At 69.7% G+C, this 15,650-nt stretch carries 22 protein-coding genes; 7 read left to right on the top strand and 15 right to left on the bottom strand.

Annotation, left to right across the window (positions count from 1 at the left end; genetic code table 11):
* Positions 1-41: 41 nt before the first annotated feature.
* Entirely contained in the window at positions 42-698 is a 657-nt protein-coding gene (nucS, locus tag ACFHWU_RS09440) for an endonuclease NucS (protein ID WP_416556142.1), read from the bottom strand.
* Positions 699-767: 69 nt separating this feature from the next.
* On the opposite strand from nucS, the gene ACFHWU_RS09435 reads away from it, so the two are divergent.
* Positions 768-1,385, top strand: a complete 618-nt coding sequence (locus ACFHWU_RS09435) for a DUF4126 domain-containing protein (protein ID WP_416590312.1) — start codon at positions 768-770, stop codon at positions 1,383-1,385.
* Between the two features lie 31 nt (positions 1,386-1,416).
* On the opposite strand, the gene ACFHWU_RS09430 is transcribed toward ACFHWU_RS09435, so the two are convergent.
* From ACFHWU_RS09430 to ACFHWU_RS09410, 5 genes are read right to left on the bottom strand one after another with little or no spacing between them, the layout of a single operon-like run.
* Positions 1,417-2,160 carry an ABC transporter permease gene (locus ACFHWU_RS09430; protein ID WP_416556140.1) on the bottom strand — a complete coding sequence of 248 codons (744 nt, stop codon included), beginning with the start codon at positions 2,158-2,160 and terminating at the stop codon, positions 1,417-1,419.
* On the bottom strand, positions 2,157-3,059 hold the full coding sequence (locus tag ACFHWU_RS09425; RefSeq protein WP_416556139.1) for an ABC transporter ATP-binding protein: 903 nt from the start codon (positions 3,057-3,059) through the stop codon (positions 2,157-2,159). The genes ACFHWU_RS09430 and ACFHWU_RS09425 overlap by 4 nt, the downstream gene beginning before the upstream one ends.
* A 21-nt stretch (positions 3,060-3,080) precedes the next feature.
* Positions 3,081-3,806, bottom strand: a complete 726-nt coding sequence (locus ACFHWU_RS09420) for a hypothetical protein (protein ID WP_416556138.1) — start codon at positions 3,804-3,806, stop codon at positions 3,081-3,083.
* The gene (locus ACFHWU_RS09415; RefSeq protein ID WP_416556137.1) at positions 3,803-4,699 is read right to left on the bottom strand and encodes an ATP-binding cassette domain-containing protein; all 897 of its coding nucleotides are present in this window, start codon (positions 4,697-4,699) and stop codon (positions 3,803-3,805) included. Before ACFHWU_RS09415 ends, ACFHWU_RS09420 begins: the two co-directional genes overlap by 4 nt.
* Positions 4,696-5,064: a GntR family transcriptional regulator gene (locus tag ACFHWU_RS09410; protein WP_416556136.1), complete on the bottom strand. Its 369-nt coding sequence runs from the start codon at positions 5,062-5,064 to the stop codon at positions 4,696-4,698. Before ACFHWU_RS09410 ends, ACFHWU_RS09415 begins: the two co-directional genes overlap by 4 nt.
* 146 nt (positions 5,065-5,210) lie before the next feature.
* Between ACFHWU_RS09410 and ACFHWU_RS09405 the strand changes: the two genes are divergently transcribed.
* Together ACFHWU_RS09405 and ACFHWU_RS09400 are read left to right on the top strand one after the other, a co-directional pair.
* Positions 5,211-6,071 carry an ABC transporter ATP-binding protein gene (locus tag ACFHWU_RS09405; protein ID WP_282232093.1) on the top strand — a complete coding sequence of 287 codons (861 nt, stop codon included), beginning with the start codon at positions 5,211-5,213 and terminating at the stop codon, positions 6,069-6,071.
* Positions 6,072-6,142: 71 nt separating this feature from the next.
* Positions 6,143-6,943 carry an ABC transporter permease gene (locus ACFHWU_RS09400; RefSeq protein ID WP_416556195.1) on the top strand — a complete coding sequence of 267 codons (801 nt, stop codon included), beginning with the start codon at positions 6,143-6,145 and terminating at the stop codon, positions 6,941-6,943.
* 163 nt (positions 6,944-7,106) lie between these two features.
* On the opposite strand, the gene ACFHWU_RS09395 is transcribed toward ACFHWU_RS09400, so the two are convergent.
* The 3 genes from ACFHWU_RS09395 to ACFHWU_RS09385 all read right to left on the bottom strand — a co-directional run bounded on the left by ACFHWU_RS09395 (position 7,107) and on the right by ACFHWU_RS09385 (position 8,662).
* A complete protein-coding gene (locus tag ACFHWU_RS09395; RefSeq protein WP_416590311.1) occupies positions 7,107-7,661 on the bottom strand; it encodes an AAA family ATPase in 555 nt (184 codons plus the stop codon).
* Between the two features lie 279 nt (positions 7,662-7,940).
* Positions 7,941-8,159 (bottom strand): winged helix-turn-helix domain-containing protein, encoded by a 219-nt coding sequence (locus tag ACFHWU_RS09390; RefSeq protein WP_281551357.1) that lies wholly within the window; start codon positions 8,157-8,159, stop codon positions 7,941-7,943.
* Between the two features lie 308 nt (positions 8,160-8,467).
* A complete protein-coding gene (locus tag ACFHWU_RS09385) occupies positions 8,468-8,662 on the bottom strand; it encodes a helix-turn-helix transcriptional regulator (protein WP_278171167.1) in 195 nt (64 codons plus the stop codon).
* Between the two features lie 329 nt (positions 8,663-8,991).
* Here ACFHWU_RS09385 and ACFHWU_RS09380 point away from each other — a divergent pair, with 329 nt between their 5' ends.
* The gene (locus tag ACFHWU_RS09380; RefSeq protein ID WP_416556133.1) at positions 8,992-9,396 is read left to right on the top strand and encodes a DivIVA domain-containing protein; all 405 of its coding nucleotides are present in this window, start codon (positions 8,992-8,994) and stop codon (positions 9,394-9,396) included.
* The gene (locus tag ACFHWU_RS09375) at positions 9,393-9,845 is read left to right on the top strand and encodes a hypothetical protein (protein WP_416556132.1); all 453 of its coding nucleotides are present in this window, start codon (positions 9,393-9,395) and stop codon (positions 9,843-9,845) included. Before ACFHWU_RS09380 ends, ACFHWU_RS09375 begins: the two co-directional genes overlap by 4 nt.
* An 81-nt stretch (positions 9,846-9,926) precedes the next feature.
* Here the strand turns inward: ACFHWU_RS09375 and ACFHWU_RS09370 are convergent, their stop codons facing one another.
* The 3 genes from ACFHWU_RS09370 to murA form a co-directional block, all read right to left on the bottom strand.
* Positions 9,927-10,112 (bottom strand): hypothetical protein, encoded by a 186-nt coding sequence (locus tag ACFHWU_RS09370; RefSeq protein WP_416556131.1) that lies wholly within the window; start codon positions 10,110-10,112, stop codon positions 9,927-9,929.
* Positions 10,113-10,155: 43 nt separating this feature from the next.
* On the bottom strand, positions 10,156-11,004 hold the full coding sequence (locus ACFHWU_RS09365; protein ID WP_416556130.1) for a 3-hydroxyacyl-CoA dehydrogenase family protein: 849 nt from the start codon (positions 11,002-11,004) through the stop codon (positions 10,156-10,158).
* 123 nt (positions 11,005-11,127) lie between these two features.
* Positions 11,128-12,543, bottom strand: a complete 1,416-nt coding sequence (gene murA, locus ACFHWU_RS09360) for a UDP-N-acetylglucosamine 1-carboxyvinyltransferase (RefSeq protein WP_416590310.1) — start codon at positions 12,541-12,543, stop codon at positions 11,128-11,130.
* Here murA and ACFHWU_RS09355 point away from each other — a divergent pair.
* Together ACFHWU_RS09355 and ACFHWU_RS09350 are read left to right on the top strand one after the other, a co-directional pair.
* Positions 12,542-13,114: a cob(I)yrinic acid a,c-diamide adenosyltransferase gene (locus ACFHWU_RS09355; protein WP_416567794.1), complete on the top strand. Its 573-nt coding sequence runs from the start codon at positions 12,542-12,544 to the stop codon at positions 13,112-13,114. The genes murA and ACFHWU_RS09355 overlap by 2 nt on opposite strands.
* Positions 13,115-13,139: 25 nt before the next feature.
* Positions 13,140-13,529, top strand: coding sequence for a VOC family protein (locus ACFHWU_RS09350; protein ID WP_416590309.1), 390 nt, complete (start codon positions 13,140-13,142; stop codon positions 13,527-13,529).
* Between the two features lie 21 nt (positions 13,530-13,550).
* On the opposite strand, the gene ACFHWU_RS09345 is transcribed toward ACFHWU_RS09350, so the two are convergent.
* The 3 genes from ACFHWU_RS09345 to ACFHWU_RS09335 all read right to left on the bottom strand — a co-directional run bounded on the left by ACFHWU_RS09345 (position 13,551) and on the right by ACFHWU_RS09335 (position 15,520).
* Positions 13,551-13,988, bottom strand: a complete 438-nt coding sequence (locus ACFHWU_RS09345) for a DUF2550 domain-containing protein (protein ID WP_278171179.1) — start codon at positions 13,986-13,988, stop codon at positions 13,551-13,553.
* A 13-nt stretch (positions 13,989-14,001) separates the two neighbouring features.
* On the bottom strand, positions 14,002-14,292 hold the full coding sequence (locus ACFHWU_RS09340) for a F0F1 ATP synthase subunit epsilon (RefSeq protein WP_123603387.1): 291 nt from the start codon (positions 14,290-14,292) through the stop codon (positions 14,002-14,004).
* Positions 14,293-14,377: 85 nt separating this feature from the next.
* Positions 14,378-15,520 carry an LCP family protein gene (locus ACFHWU_RS09335; RefSeq protein ID WP_416590308.1) on the bottom strand — a complete coding sequence of 381 codons (1,143 nt, stop codon included), beginning with the start codon at positions 15,518-15,520 and terminating at the stop codon, positions 14,378-14,380.
* Positions 15,521-15,650: the final 130 nt, after the last annotated feature.

Here is a 15,650-nt window from a genome sequence, read left to right as displayed (position 1 = left end):
CCAAAATCGGTGCGTGGGAGCTGGTCAAAGATCGATGCTGCTCAGAAGAGGGTGAGTTCGTCCCGTTCGATGCCGCGCAGCTTGTCGTAGTCGACCACCACGCACCGGATACCACGGTCCTCGGCAAGCACCCGGGCCTGCGGTTTGATCTCCTGCGCGGCGAAGATGCCGGTCACCGGCGCCAGCAGCGGATCCCGGTTGAGCAGTTCGAGGTAGCGGGTCAGCTGCTCGACACCGTCAATTTCGCCCCGCCGCTTCACCTCGACCGCGACGCTCGCCGCACCGTCGCGACAGAGCAGGTCCACCGGGCCGATCGCGGTCATGTACTCCCGCCGCACCAGGGTGAAATCGTCACCGAAGGTGGTCGGGTTGGCGGCGAGCAGTTCCTGGAGATGCGCCTCCACCCCGTCCTTGCGCAGGCCAGGGTCGACACCCAGGTCGTACGACAACTCCTGAAGAATTTCCTCCAGGGTGATCCGCAGTTCCTCGCCGGTCTTGTTGACCACCCGCCACATACCCGGCGTCTCCTCCAGCCGGCATGGCGGGCTCATCCAGTTCAGCGGCTTGTACGCCCGGTCGTCGGCGTGAATCGAGACCGATCCGTCCGCTTTGACCATCAACAGCCGGGTGGCCGGCGGCAGATGTGCCGAGAGCCGACCGACGTAGTCCACCGAGCATCGAGCAATCACCAGCCGCACCCGACGAGGGTAGCGCCAGCGGTGCCCGCGTACCGCGCAGGGCTGGCGCGGCGGTGCGATCCTGGTGACGTGTTCGAACTGCTGACCGGGACCGGGCTGGCCGCATCCGCAGGGCTCAACGCCTACATCCCGCTGCTGACCGTCGGCGTTCTCGCCCGCTACACCAGCCTGATCACGCTGCCGGACGGCTGGCAGTGGATGTCCGACGAATGGGTGCTGGGCATCCTCGCCGTCCTGCTGGTTGTCGAGGTCGTCGCCGACAAGGTGCCGGTCGTCGACCACGTCAACGACGTGGTGCAGACGGTCGTCCGGCCGACCGCCGGCGGGCTGGCGTTCGGCGCGGGGTCGGCGTCGGAAACAGTGACGGTCAGCGACCCCGGGGAGTTCTTCTCCTCGGACCAGTGGGTTCCGGTGCTGGTCGGTGTGCTGATCGCGCTCGGCATACATCTACTCAAGGCGACCGCCCGACCGGTGATCAACACCGCCACCGCCGGGATCGGCGCGCCGGTAGCGAGCACTGCCGAGGACGCGACCAGCGTGGTGATGTCGGTCGTCGCGATCCTGCTGCCCGTCCTGGTGCTGGTCTTCCTGGTGGCGCTGCTGATCGGCGGGCCGCTGCTGATCCGCCGGGCCCGGCAGCGCCGCCGGGAGCGGCGGGCGGCCCGGGCCGCCGGATACCGGGTCTGACCGGACACCCCGCGCCGCGCATCGCATCGCATCACCGCCAGCGGAACAAGCGGGCCGCCAGGGCACCGACCACCGCCAGGTAGCCGACCATCACCAGCAGGTGCAGCGGACGGACCGCATGCCCGGCCCAGCTGGCCTGCAAGGCCTGACTCAGCGCGCCGAGCGGGGTGAGGTCGCTCAGCCGGCGGATCGTCTCGGGCATCATCGGCCCAGGGGTCCACACCCCGGCGAAGAACAGCATCGGGAAGTAGACCAGCATGCCGATGCCGTTCGCCGCCCGTCCGGTCGACGCCAGCGCCGCGATCAGCAACCCGACCGTGAAGGTGGCCGCCCCGCCGAGCAGGAACACGCCGAGGAAGCTCACCGGGTGCTCGGGCAGCGGCACCTGGAACGCGACCGCCGCTGCGGCGACGGCCAGACCGACCGCGAGCGTCGTGGCGGCCACCGAGACCAGCAGCTGGGCGCCGAGCAGCTTCGCCGGGCGTACCGGGGTGGTGGCCATCCGGCGCAGCACCCCGCGTTCCCGGTACCCAGCCATGGTCGTCGGCAGGGAGTTGATCGCGACGCCGGCGACCGCCAGCGCGACCACCACCGGCAGGTAGATGTCGATCGGACGCAGGCCGGCGAGCTCCGCAACGGGGGTACGGAAGCCCGGCATCGCCACACCCAGGATGACGATCAGCAGCATCGGGAAGGCCAGCGCCATCACGATCATCGCCGGGTCCCGCAGGAACAGTTTGGCCTCCATCACGGTGAGCCGGCGCAGCGCGGTCATCGGTCGCCTCCGGTGAGGGTGAGAAAGGCTTCGTCCGATGTGGCCTGCTGCAGGCGCAGCTCGCGCGGCGTGACGCCGTGCCGGGACAGCGCCGCCGCGACGGCGAAGAACAGCTCCGCACCGCCGTCGACGACGACCTCACGACCGTCGAGGGTCGCGGCGGTGACCTGCGGCAGCTCGGTCAGCAGGGCGAGGTCGAGCGGCCGGTCCGGGACGAACCGGATCAGCTGCCCGCTGTCGACGCTGGCGGCCAGCCCGGCCGGGGTGTCGAGGGCGACCACCCGGCCGGCGTCGATCACCGCGACCCGGTCGCAGAGCCGCTCCGCCTCCTCCATCAGATGCGTGACCAGCACCAGGGTGACGCCCCGGTTGCGGACCGATTCGACAAGTCCCCAGGTGTCCCGGCGGGCCGCCGGGTCCAGCCCGGTGGTCAGTTCGTCGAGGAACGCCACCTTCGGGTCGCCGACCAGGGCCAGGGCGACGGACAGGCGCTGCTTCTGCCCGCCGGAGAGCTGGCCGAAGCGGGCGTCGTGCCGGGCGGACAGGCCGAGCAGGTCGAGCAGTTCCCGCCAGTCGGCCGGCTGGCGGTAGTAGGAGCTGTAGAGCTCCAGTGCCTCCCACACCTTGATCCGCTCCGGCAGCTGGCTCTCCTGCAGCTGCGCGCCGAGTTGCTGGCGCAGCCGCGCGCCATCGCGCCGCGGGTCCAGGCCGAGCACCCGTACGGTGCCCCGGTCCGGCCGGCGCAGCCCGAGCGCGCACTCCACAGTGGTGGTCTTGCCGGCACCGTTACGGCCGAGGATCCCGAAGATCTCCCCCTCATCGACGGTGAACGACACGTCGTCCACTGCGACCAGGTCGCCGTACCGCTTGTGCAGATGCTCGATCTCGATGACGGACATGGCGTCGCTCCTCAGCTCTCCTCAGCCGGAGATCTTCTTCAGTGGCAGCCGGCGAACCAGCAGCCAGGTGACGGCACCGGCGACCAGCAGGGTCAGCAGCGCGATCGCCGTTCCGGTGCCAGCGTGTGCCTCGTCGTCAAGGCCGAGCATCCGGGCGAGGCCGAACCCGGTCCATTCGGTACGGAAGCCGATCTCGACGACGAACGCCGGCAGCAGCACCACTGGCAGCAGCAATGTCCCCCACCAGGGATCGAGCAGGTGGTAGACGATCGCGGTCAGTACCCCGGCCGCCATGTAGCCCAGGTTGACCAGGCTGTACTCCAGCCAGATCGCGGCGGCGTCGCCTACCGAACCGACCAGGTACGGCTCGGTGAGCCCGTCGAGCAGACCGAAGACGTCGAGGGTCAGGTATTCGAGGCCGAAGCCGAGCGTCGTCAGGGTGGAGAAGCCGAGGGCGTACGGCACGAGGAAGCCCCAGGAGCCGATCAGCGCGTCCCGCCGGGTGACCCCGTGGGCGACGAACATCGGCAGGTAGGTGCCGACGGCGATGATGCCGAAGACGAAGGTGAACCAGCGCGGTGCCTGCAGCCCCATGCTCTGCCACATGCTCGTCTCGACCGTGCCGAACCGGGCGATCAGGCCGATGACCACGGCCCAGACCAGGTAGATGATCGTCCAGTACCACCCGGCCAGCGGCAGCGACCGGCGCAGCAAGGTACGGGTGATTCTGCAGGTGATGGCGTTCATCGCCGCATCTCCTTGTTGTCCGCTGTGTCCGCCGTGAGGTGTACGAACAGGTCCTGCAGCCCGATCGGGCCGAGCTCCAGGCCGGCGGCGCGGGCGGCGGCCCGGTCGCCGTCGTCGATGGCACCGAAAACTGTGGTGGACCGGGTGCCGCCGAGCTGCTGGCTGCCGAGCACGGTGCGTCCGGTGACGAACGCGTCGACGGCGGCGGCCGGGCCGGTCACCGCGGTCCCCCGGGCCCGCAGCGTCTCGGTCTCCTCGTGGGCGACCAGCCGGCCCCGGTGCAGCACCACCACCTCCTCGAACAGCGACCCGACCTCCTCGATCAGGTGCGTGGAGAGCACAATGGTGCGCGGGTGGGCGAGGTAGTCGTTGAGCACTTCCGCATAGAAGGCGTACCGGCTGGGCGCGTCGAGGCCGAGGTAGGCCTCGTCGAAGATGGTCAGCGGCGCCCGGGCGGCCAGCCCGAGGGTGACGCTGAGCGCCGACTTCATGCCCCGGCTCAGCCCGTTGAGCCGCTTACGCATCGGCAGGTCGAACCGCTCGACCAGGCGGGCGGCGTAGTCGGAGTCCCAGTTCGGACGCAGCGTCGCGGCGAGGTCCAGGATGCAGCCGACCCGATCGGTGTCCTGGGCATCGACCTTGTCCCGGACGAAGGCGATCTGCGACATGATCGCCGCGTTCTCGAACGGATCGGCGCCGCCGATGCGCACCGAGCCGCTGGTGGCGGCCCGGAAAGCGGCCAGTACGGCGAGCAGGCTGGTCTTGCCGGAGCCGTTGCGGCCGAGCAGTCCGTAGATCTTGCCCGGGGCGAGAGTGAGGTCGAGCGAGTCGACGGCAAGCGTGTCGCCGTAGCGGACGGTGAGATTGCGGGTCTCGATCCCCAGGCCGGTCACTGGTGTTCCCCTTCTGCTGCATGTTGAATACGGGCGACGACCTCGGCCAACGGGATGCCGATGATCCGGGCCTCGGTGACCATCGGGTCGACGACCTCGGTGAAGAACCGGTCGCGGCGCTGGCCGCGCAGCGTCTCGCGGGCGTTGGGGCTGACGAACATGCCGATCCCGCGCTTCTTGAACAGCACGCCCTCGTCGATCAGCTGGTGGAAGCCCTTGGCGGCGGTGGCGGGGTTGATCCGGTAGTAGCTGGCGTACTGGTTGGTGGACATGACCTGCTCGCCCTCCTGCAGCGCCCCGCTCAGGATGTCGTTTTTGATCTTGTCGGCTATCTGCTGATAGATCGGACTTCGATCATCGAACACGGGAGCACCTCTGGTTCACTGGTTCATTACTCGTGTAATGAACCGTAGCACCGGCGAACCAGCCCGGTCCAGCCCGCCAGCGGTGTCCGTCACCACCACGACACCCGGACGCCTTCCCCCGCACGGCAGGGGCGATAGTTGACGCCATGAGCGACAAGGCGGCGGACGCGCCGGCCATCGAGGTACGCGGGCTGCGCAAGATGTACGCCGGGACACCGGCGGTGGACGGGGTCGACCTGACCGTGCGGCGCGGCGAGGTGTTCGCTCTGCTCGGCCCGAACGGCGCTGGCAAGACCACCACCGTCGAGATCCTGGAGGGCTACCGCCGCCGCGACGCCGGCGAGGTCCGGGTGCTCGGCGTCGACCCCGACCCTGGTACGCCGCAGTGGCGCTCCCGGATCGGCATCGTGCTGCAGGGCACCGGCGAGTTCGACGAGTTGACCGTCGCCGAGGTGGTCGGCCACTTCGCCGCCTTCTACCCGACACCGGACGACCCGGCGGCGGTGATCGACCGGGTCGGCCTGGCCGGCAAGGCCCGCGCCCGCACCCACACCCTGTCCGGCGGGCAGAAGCGTCGCCTCGACGTGGCGCTCGGCATCGTCGGCCGACCGGAGCTGCTCTTCCTCGACGAGCCGACCACCGGCTTCGACCCGGAGGCCCGCCGTGAGTTCTGGGAGCTGATCCGGTCACTCGCCGGTGCCGGCACCACCATCCTGCTGACCACCCACTACCTGGACGAGGCCGAAGCCCTCGCCGACCGGGTCGGGGTGATCGCCGCCGGCCGGCTCGTCGAGGTGGCACCCCCGGCCGAGCTGGGTGGTCGGCGGGACGCCCTGGCCACCGTCGCCTGGCGTACCGCCGACGGAACGGCGCACCGCGAGGAGAGCGCGACGCCGACGAAGCTGGTCGCCGAGCTGGCCGCGCGCTTCGACGGCGAGGTGCCCGGCCTGACCGTCACCCGGCCCACCCTGGAAGACGTCTACCTGCGGATGATTGGACACAAGTGAACGCGACCACCGGCGGCACCGCCGGCGCTGTGACCTCGCCGACGGCCGGCACCCCCGGCACCTCGTCGTCCGTGCCTCGGATCGGGCCGGCGCGGCTCGGGCTGCGGCAGGGCCGGTTGGAGATCCGGCAGTTCATGCGCAGCCGCGAGTCGGTCGTGTTCACGATGGCCTTCCCGGTCATCATGATCCTGATCTTCGCGTCGATCTTCACCGGCGAGATCACCGACGGTGTCCGGTTCACCCAGTACTTCATCACCGGCATGATCGCCACCGGGCTGATGACCGTCGGGTTCCAGAGCCTGGCCATCCAGATCCCGATCGAGCGGGACCGGGGTGTACTCAAGCGGCTGCGCGGCACCCCGATGCCGAAATGGGTCTACTTCGCCGGCAAGGTCATCATGGTCGCGGTGATCGGGTTCGCCGAAACGGTGCTCCTGCTGGCCGTGGCGACCCTGCTGTTCGACCTGCAACTTCCGGACACGGCGGTCAAGTGGTTCACCCTGGGCTGGGTGTCGGTGCTCGGCATCACCGCCTGCACGCTGTGCGGCATCGCGTTCTCGTCGCTGGCGCGCAGCGGTCGCAGCGCCTCGGCGGTGGCCACCCCGGTGTCTCTGGTGCTGCAGTTCACCTCCGGCGTCTTCTTCGTCTTCACCTCGCTGCCCGGCTGGATGCAGCAGATCGCCGCGCTCTTCCCGCTCAAGTGGATGTGCCAGGGGCTGCGCTCGGTCTTCCTGCCGGAGTCCTTCGGCACCCAGGAGCCGGGCGGCTCGTTCGAGCTGGGCATGGTCGCGCTGGTGCTGGCCATCTGGTGCGTCATCGGCCTGGTGCTCTGCCTGACCACGTTCCGCTGGACCACCAAACGCGACGGCTGACTGCCAGGGGCACCAAGGTGCGCGCCGAAGACGTGATGCCGCAGGTGCATCTTGATGTACCTGCGGCATCACGCTCAACCGGCACCCCAACCCGGCGAGGTGGCACGACCGCCGACACCTGGCCGTGGTCGAGGACCACAATGCAAGGTGTCCACCGGTCGGCTCACCGTCCGGCGTTTACGAAAGCGACGATCTCGTCGAGCCCAGGACGGTAGCCGTCGCTGGCGTCCACTTCGATCTCGGGTACGTCGAGTCGGACGGGCTGGAAGCCGTGGTGGCCGACGGCAAAGGTCTGATGGTCACCGAGGGACGTATCGGCGTGGGCGCGCCGGGTTGCGTTCTCGTTCTGCCGTCGCTGGACGCGGTCGAAGGCCGTCTGCGCGGCGACCCGGCAGTGCACCACCCGGATGTCGGCGATTCCGGTCAATGGCTGCAGGCCGGGGCGCCACAGGCGGTCCTGGAAAGCCGCCTCGGCGACCGTGGTGACCCCAGCGGTCAGCAGCAGTCGCAGCACGTTGAAGAAGGTGGGCAGGGTCCGAAGGGTCAGCTCGTTGCTCGGTGCAGCGATGATGCCGCCGGCAGTGTGGACCATGCCCTCCTTGATCTCGTCGCGGCAGATCGCCGGGCAGCCGATCCGCCGGGCGAGCAGGTGGGCAAGCGTCGTCTTGCCGGCCCCTGGTGGTCCGCTGATGACGACAAGGGTCGGCTTTGTTTCCACCACGTCGTTATAGCGCGGCGGCCGGTGCACGGGCAGGGGCGGCTCTGAGTAGTCATAGTCATCCACGGCCAGAAATATCCCCGCCAACTGGCCACCAGCGAAGACCGAACTGGCCACCGACACACCGCCGGCTGACGCGGATGATCATCCGCGCCCTGCCGAACGCTATCGAGGTGAGGCCTACGCACGTTATTTTCGCTTTTTAGCGTGCGTAGGCCTCACCTGATCATGAACTACGGCCGCCCGAGCCACCCCTGTCCGCCCAACGCCGACACGCAGTCACTTTGGTTCGGCCACGAACACGCCGACTCCTTCGAGGGTCTCGGTCAGCCCGGTGGCACGGAGGATCATCATCGCCTTGCCGACGACGGTGTCCGAGACGTCGTACTCGCGGCAGAGCTGTGAGCGGCTGGGCAGCTTTGTGCCCGGTGGCCACTCGCCAGACTCAATCTTCGCTCGTAGCTCGTCGGCAAGAACTTGGTACTGCTGCTTGGGCATACACACTCCCCGGATGGCATGCCCATTTGATCACGCTTCTACCTCCAACCTCAACCAGTTGCACGTTGCTCGTTGGCCTACAACCGGTGGCGATTGTAGGTTGATGGCGAACGCTCCCGGATAGCTCTTGGGGCGGTCACCTCCGGTCGGGGCGGTCAGCGAGTCACGCCGTTGGGCGTCCCGGCCCCGAAGGTTCGCCCTGGTCGCCGTACCGCAGCAGCACCAGCGGCAGCAGCAAGCAATGGGGAGGAAGAGGAGATGCGTGAACTGTGGCGCCGGCGGCGGCCGCGGCCTCGACCCCGGCGAGGTCAGTCCTCGCGTTGGCTCGGCCGGTTGGCCGCGATCCAGGCCGCCACCTCGTCGCGGCTCCAGATGCGCATCCGGCCGTTGCCCACCACGTCGATCGGCTCGGGGAAGCCCGGCCGGCGAACGATCTCCACGGCCCTCGTCCTCGACACGCCGCCGAGCATCGTGGCGATGTCTGCCAGGGCGACGAGCTTCACAACCTGAACGTAGGTCGGCAAGGTGTTACTACTTCAGCACTTACCGACTTGACACTGTCGAAGTGATAAGTGAGGCTGTTGGGAACAGAGATGAGCAGGTGAGTGACAACGGTCCGGGCCGGTCAGCGAGTCACGCCGTTGGGCGTCCCGGCCACCAAGGTTCGCTCTGGTCGCCGTACCGCCAAGGAGGGCTGCGGCGATCGGGGTGGGGTGGCCTGCCGGCATCGGCAAGCGGCAGGGCCACCCCCGTCCACCCACCAACGACACCCGGATGAGCGGAACCAGCAGCAACACCAGCGGCAGCAGCGAGCAATGGGAAGGAAGACGAGATGCGTGAACTGTGGCGACGGTGGCAGGTCCGCCGGCAACGACGCACCATGGCCGCCACACCACCGGCCAGCTGGCCCGCCGGCAGCGCCACCGGCGTCTACCGGGCACCCGGCACCCCGGCCGGCCACAATCAGCGCGGGTCGGCGTACCGACCGGTCCGGCCCTGGCAGGTCCGCAGCCACCGCTTCCCGACGGTCCCCCGGCGCGGCGGCGGCCGCGGCCTCGACCCCGGCGAGGTCGCCGCGTTCCTCGACCGCGTCGCTCACGATCTTGGCATCGTGTACGCCGAACTCGAACGCACCTGGGAGCAGAACGACCGGATCAAGGACGCGCTGCGCCGCTGGCAGTCCACGCACGCAACGCCCACTCGGCACGGCGTCTACCAGGGCGGCGCACGCCGGTGACCGGGTCGACGCCAGTCGTCGGCAGCAGTGGCGGTCCGGCGCTGACCGTACGGGCCGCCACGGCCGCCGACGTCGAACCCCTGGCCGAGTTGTTGGCACAGGCGTGCGTACTGGACCCGGTGGTGTCCTGGCTGATCAACGACCACGCGTTGCGGTACCTGACGATGCACCGGTTCTTCGCCGCCGAGCTGGAGTACGCCGTCCGGCACGGCATCGTCGACGTGGTCGGGCACTGCGACGGCGTGGCGATCTGGTACCCGCACCCGGCAGACCGGCTCCTGTCGGCGGAACATCAGCGGCGCCGGTTGCGGGCCTGCGGTGACCGGCACGGCCCGTACGCGCACTACACCTTCACCGCCGGCCGCCTCGAACCGACCGGCCGACACCGGTCAGCTCGCGGGTCAACGGCTTGCCGACCGGATGAGGCCGCTCCAGCAGCAGGCCGGTGAGGAACTCGTCGACGGCCGCCGCAACGGCCAGTGGCGAGCCGACAGGCAGCCCCTCTGTCAGGGCTCGCCGGGCAGCGTGCACTACGGAAAGTCGGTATGCCTCGTCGCTCGCTGCTGTTCGCGCTCCGCGCGGGCAGCAAGCTGGCACAGCAGTTCGTCCGCGTCGATGCCGTGGCCGGCGGCGAGGTCTGCCTCGGCACGCCGGATCTCCTCCAGCGCGCTGGGCGTGGACAACAGGTCGAGGGTCTCTAGGTCAGAGAGCGACATGATGACTACTCTTCTCGCCACGAACCTCGGTCCGGTGGCGATGTCAGTGGCTGTAGAAGCCCTGGCCGGTCTTCCTGCCCAGGTCGCCCGCGGTGACCATGCGCTGCAGCAGCTCCGGCGGGAAGAACTTCTCGTCCGCGGTGTCGGCGTAGATGTTCTTCGCCGCGTGCAGCAGCACGTCCGCCCCGGTCAGGTCGGTGGTGGCCAGCGGCCCCATCGCGTGACCGAAGCCGAGCTTGCAGGCGGTGTCGAGATCCTCGGCGGAGACCACACCGGACTCGACGAGCTTGACCGCCTCGACGACCAGCGCGGCGATCAGCCGGGTGGTGACGAAGCCGGCGATGTCCCGGTTGACCACTACGCAGGTCTTGCCGATCTCCTCGGCGAACGCCTTCGCGGTGGCCAGGGTCGCATCCGAGGTCTTGTAGCCGCGGACCAGCTCGCACAGCTTCATCATCGGCACCGGGGAGAAGAAGTGGGTACCGACCACCGATTCGGGGCGTTCGGTGACTGCGGCGATCTGGGTCACCGGGATCGCCGACGTGTTGGTGGCCAGCACGGCGTCCGCCTTGCAGATCTTGTCGAGTGCCCGGAACACCTCGTGCTTGATCTCGATGCGCTCGAAGACGGCCTCGACGACGACATCAGCGTCGGCCGCTGCCTCCAGCTCGGTAGTGGTGGTGATCCGGCCCATCGTCGACTCGACATCGTCGGCGCTGATCGCGCCCTTGCCAGCGAACTTGTCCAGCGACCGGCGGATGCCGGCGACGCCCCGGGAGGTCGCCGCGTCGTCCAGGTCGCGCAGGATGACCTGCCAGCCCGCCTGGGCGGCAACCTGGGCGATGCCCGAGCCCATCAACCCCGCGCCGATCACTGCCAGCTGACCTGCCATCTCTGCATCTCCTCGTCCACGCGCCTCGACCGGATGTGCCAGCTGGCAGCTTATCCGGCGCACCTGAACGATCGCTAACCCGGTAGGGGCGGTCGGCCGCTGGCCGTACGGCACACCCAGCAGTCAGCCGGCCGGTGCCCCGGACAGCCGCTGCACCTGGACGCCGAGCGAGCACAGGTCGGCCACGTAGTTCGGGTAGCCCCGGTCGATGTGGTGCACGTCGGCGATCTCGGTGACCCCTTCGGCGCAGAGCCCGGCGATCACCAGCCCGGCTCCGGCCCGGATGTCGGTCGCCCGGACCCGGCCGCCGACCAGCCGTTCCCGGCCACGTACCACCGCGTGATGGCCGTCGGTCCTGATGTCCGCGCCCAGCCGCAGCAGTTCGTCGACGAACTGGAACCGGCCGTCGAAGATGTTCTCGGTGACCAGTGACGCGCCCTCGCTGACCGAGGCCAGGCCGATCGCCATCGGCAGCAGGTCGGTGGCGAAGCCAGGGAACGGCAGGGTGACCACGTCCACCGCCCTCGGCCGACGTTCCATCCGTACCCGGAAACCGTCGCCGGTGGTGTCGACGGTGGCCCCGGAGGCCGCCACCTTGTCGAGGGCGACAGCCAGGAACGATGGGTCGACGCCGCGTACCGTGACGTCGCCGCGGGTCATCGCGGCGGCGAACGCCCAGGTGCCGGCGACGATCCGGTCGCCGATGGTGCAGTGGCGGACCGGCCGCAGCTCCGGCACGCCCTCGATCCGCAGGGTGGCGGTGCCGGCGCCGTCAATCTGGGCGCCCATCTCGGTGAGCATCGCGCAGATGTCGACGATCTCCGGCTCGCGGGCCGCGTTGTCGATCTCGGTGATCCCGTCGGCCAGCACCGCCGCCATCACCAGGTTCTCGGTGGCGCCGACGCTCGGGAAGTCCAGCCAGATCGTCGCTCCGTGCAGGCCCCGCGCGGCCGAGGCGACGACCAGTCCGTCGGCGGCGGAGATCTCGGCACCCATCCGGGCCAGGCCGGCCACGTGCATGTCGAGCCCGCGCGAGCCGATCGCGTCGCCGCCCGGTTGGGCGACGGTGACGCGTCCGCACCGGGCCAGCAGCGGACCGAGTACGCAGATCGACGCCCGCAGCCGGCGGACCAGATCGACGTCGGGCTGACAGCTGGGTGCCGGCGGCACGTCGATGACCACGGTGTCGGCGCGCGGCGAGCCGGCAGCCGACCGCGAGCCGGCGACCAACGACGGTCCGGCAACCGACAGCGGGTCGGACCCGCTCATGGTGACTTCGCAGCCGAGTCCGCGCAGCACGTCGGCCATGATGGCGATGTCGGTGATCCGCGGCACGTTGCCGATCACCGTCCGGCCCGGTGCCAGCAACGCCGCCGCCATCAGTTTCAACGCCGAGTTCTTCGCGCCCTCTACCGGCACCGTCCCGGCGAGCCGACTACCGCCGCCGACCCGGATGACGTCTCCGGACGCGGCCGGCAGCAGAGCTGGCTCGACGGTGGCGCTGCCGGCGCGGCTGAGAATCCGTACCCTGTCGCTCATGGCCGTCCACCTCACCCGCATCTACACCAAGGCCGGGGACACCGGCACGACCAGGTTGAGCAACAACGAACAGGTCGCCAAGACCGACCTGCGCATCTGCGCGTACGCCGACGTCGACGAGTGCAATGCCGCGCTCGGTGCCGCCGTCGCCCTCGGCGATCTCGACGAAACGCTGCGCGGAATGCTCGGGCAGATCCAGAACGACCTGTTCGATGTCGGCGCCGACCTGGCCACCCCGGTCGAGCCGGAGCCGGCGTACCCGCCGCTGCGGGTAACCGAGGCGTACGTCACCCGGCTGGAGGGGTGGTGCGACGAGCACAACTCACGGCTGGCCAAGCTTGACTCCTTCGTCCTGCCAGGCGGTACCCCCGGTGCCGCGCTGCTGCACGTGGCCCGTACCGTCGCCCGGCGGGCCGAGCGTTCGGCATGGGCGCTGATAACCCACGAACCGGAACGAACTAGTGCTCTTCCGGCAAAGTATCTCAATCGTCTCTCGGATCTGCTGTTCATCTTGTCCAGAACCGCAAACCCGGACGGCGACGTGCTGTGGAAACCGGGCGGCGGACGCTGATTCCGACAAGATCGCGGATCAGCAGATGGCCGGGCTGCACCACGTAGAGCTCTGGATACCCGATCTGTCCGGGGCTGAACCGGGCTGGTCCTGGCTGCTGGGTGAACTTGGCTGGCAGCCGTACCAGCGCTGGCCGGCCGGCCGATCCTGGCGGTACGGCGCGACGTATCTGGTGTTGGAGGAGTCCCCGACGCTCAGCAACCGGCGACACGACCGGTGCGCGCCGGGGCTGAACCACGTCGCGTTCCACGCCGGGCCGAGACAGCGGGTGGACGAGTTGGTCGCGGCGGCGCCGGCTCACGGGTGGTCACTGCTGTTCGCCGACCGGCATCCGTACGCGGGCGGGCCGGACACCTACGCCGGGTACCTGGCCGACCGGTACGGCTACGAGGTGGAACTCGTCGCCGACGGGTAGAGCCGGATACTCCTTTGGATGTCAGGCGGCGAGGCTGCGCGAGCTCCCGCCCGGCAGGCTGGCCTCGAGCCAGGAGCTGAAGCCGGTGACCGTCGACTCCGCCATGGCGATCTCGACCGGCGCGTGGTGGCTGGTGCACCGCAGGATCACCCAGTCGTGCGGCAACGCGAGCCGCTCCTGCCCACGCGGGCTGCGCCGGCTCTCCACGGCCAGGCCGTGCCGGGACAGCACACGTTTGGGTCGCAGCGCGAAACTGAACATCCGGTACCAACGCAGCTCATCACCGGCGAACCGGCCGAATCCGGACGACCAGCCACGGCCGTCGACCATGGTGGAGACCCGGAAGCTCAACTTGATGGTGCCGCGCACCCGGACGACCAGCGCCCGCCGGACGAACAGCACCAGGATCGCGGCGAGCAGGATCAGTACGCCGATCCCGAACCATTGGATGGTCGACATCGACGCAGCCCGCTCAGTGTCCGGATGCGGTGGCGGGGGCGGCCGGAGTGGCTTCCTCCGCGAGAATCGTCACTCCGTTGGTGGTCACCGAGAGGAACCCGCCGGCGACGTCGTAGGCGAGCTGCTCCCGCCCCGGCAGCGTGATCCGTACCTGGCCGGGCTCGGCGAGCTGGCCGAGCATCGGCGCGTGGCCGGGCAGTACGCCGAGCTCACCCTCGGTGGTGCGGGCGATCACCATCTCTGCCTCACCGGACCAGACCATCTCCTCGACGGCGACGAGTTCGACGTGCAGTTGCTTGGCCAACGCGGACTCCTTTGATGGCGAGGACCACCCGAGTTTAATCGGGGCGATGCGCGGACTCCCAGCCGGGTGCCCGCCGGGCCACCCGTTACTTTTCGCGATTGACCAGTTCAGGACGGGTCAACACGAACTGGTCGAGAGTGCCGGCCCGCAACGCGGCGAGGCATTCGTCGGCGTCGTCGGTGAACCGCTCCCCCTGGTACCCGCCGCCCGGGTCGGTGACGGCAACGCCCGGCAGGCCCAGCATGACGATGTCGTCGGCACGCAGTCGGCGCAGCGCCAACGCGAAGTCGACCAGCGACCGGCCCCGGGTGCCGACCACCACCGCCTCGCCAGCGGCCTCCAGCACCGCGGTCAGCCGGCCCGGCTCGGTGATCAGATCCCGGGTGATCACCTGCTCGGCCAACGCCCGGACGAGTTGCCGTTGGTGCCGCTGCCGGCCGTAGTCGCCGTCCGGCAGGCTCTCCCGCTGCCGGACGTAGTCCAGCGCCTGCCAGCCGTTGAGCCGCTGCTCCCCCTGCTTGTACTCGGCCTGCGGACCGACGTACCCGGGGCCGTCGGGATTGCCCGGCCGCGGCCGGCCGTCCGGTTGGCGGTGCGCCGAGCGCACATCGGCGTCGATGGTCATCCGTACCCCGCCGACCGCGTCGACCAGGCGTTCCAGGCCGGCGAAGTTGACGATCACACCGGCGTCGAACCGGTCGATCCCGGTGCGGGCCGAGACCGTCGCCGCGAGCAGTTGGAAGCCGGTCACCGGGTCCGGGTGCTCGGCACCGGGCACCCTGCTGCCGTACGCCATCGCGGAGTTGATCCGGTCGACGCCGCCCGGGTGGCCGCTGACGCCGAACGCCGGGACGTCCACCAGCAGGTCCCGGGGCAACGAGATCAGGTACGCCCGGGACAACCCACTCGGCACGTGCACCAGGAGCACGGTGTCGGCCCGGGGCACCTTCTCCGGCTGGTCGGTCGGCCGGTCGATGCCGGCCACCAGGAGGTTGACCGGGCCGGTGAGCCGGTCGTCCGGGCCGGTGTCCACACCGGCACCGACGCCGACGTCGCCGAACAAATTCGCGGTGGGTACGGCCGCCGCGTACCGGTCGGCGACGGTGCGGCTCAGCACCACCACGGCCCCACCGGCGAGAAGCAGACCGACGAGTACGGCGAGCAGCGCCAGCCGTTCCGGACGGCTCAGCCTCGCTGGGCGTGCCCGGGTCCGATCCGGCTGCGTCATGCTCGACCCCCGTCCGCCGCAGAGCCGGTCGGGTACCCCGGCCGGTCGCCGGCAAACGCGACGAGCGCCCCGCCGCGATGGCGGGGCGCTCGTCAGGCGCAGATCGGGTCAGCCCTTCCTCCAGGCCGAC

The sequence above is a fragment of the Micromonospora sp. LOL_015 genome, assembly GCF_048060275.1.
Taxonomy (GTDB): Bacteria; Actinomycetota; Actinomycetes; order Mycobacteriales; family Micromonosporaceae; genus Micromonospora_E.
This window is presented reverse-complemented; position numbering and strand designations above follow the sequence as displayed.

Coding starts and splice junctions, on each gene's coding strand:
- ACFHWU_RS09430 (WP_416556140.1), bottom strand. CDS start 2,160: ATGACCGCGCTGCGCCGGCTCACCGTGATGGAGGCCAAACTGTTCCTG.
- ACFHWU_RS09425 (WP_416556139.1), bottom strand. CDS start 3,059: ATGTCCGTCATCGAGATCGAGCATCTGCACAAGCGGTACGGCGACCTG.
- ACFHWU_RS09420 (WP_416556138.1), bottom strand. CDS start 3,806: ATGAACGCCATCACCTGCAGAATCACCCGTACCTTGCTGCGCCGGTCG.
- ACFHWU_RS09405 (WP_282232093.1), top strand. CDS start 5,211: ATGAGCGACAAGGCGGCGGACGCGCCGGCCATCGAGGTACGCGGGCTG.
- ACFHWU_RS09390 (WP_281551357.1), bottom strand. CDS start 8,159: ATGCCCAAGCAGCAGTACCAAGTTCTTGCCGACGAGCTACGAGCGAAG.
- ACFHWU_RS09380 (WP_416556133.1), top strand. CDS start 8,992: ATGCGTGAACTGTGGCGACGGTGGCAGGTCCGCCGGCAACGACGCACC.
- ACFHWU_RS09370 (WP_416556131.1), bottom strand. CDS start 10,112: ATGTCGCTCTCTGACCTAGAGACCCTCGACCTGTTGTCCACGCCCAGC.
- ACFHWU_RS09365 (WP_416556130.1), bottom strand. CDS start 11,004: ATGGCAGGTCAGCTGGCAGTGATCGGCGCGGGGTTGATGGGCTCGGGC.
- ACFHWU_RS09355 (WP_416567794.1), top strand. CDS start 12,542: ATGGCCGTCCACCTCACCCGCATCTACACCAAGGCCGGGGACACCGGC.
- murA (WP_416590310.1), bottom strand. CDS start 12,543: ATGAGCGACAGGGTACGGATTCTCAGCCGCGCCGGCAGCGCCACCGTC.
- ACFHWU_RS09350 (WP_416590309.1), top strand. CDS start 13,140: ATGGCCGGGCTGCACCACGTAGAGCTCTGGATACCCGATCTGTCCGGG.
- ACFHWU_RS09345 (WP_278171179.1), bottom strand. CDS start 13,988: ATGTCGACCATCCAATGGTTCGGGATCGGCGTACTGATCCTGCTCGCC.
- ACFHWU_RS09335 (WP_416590308.1), bottom strand. CDS start 15,520: ATGACGCAGCCGGATCGGACCCGGGCACGCCCAGCGAGGCTGAGCCGT.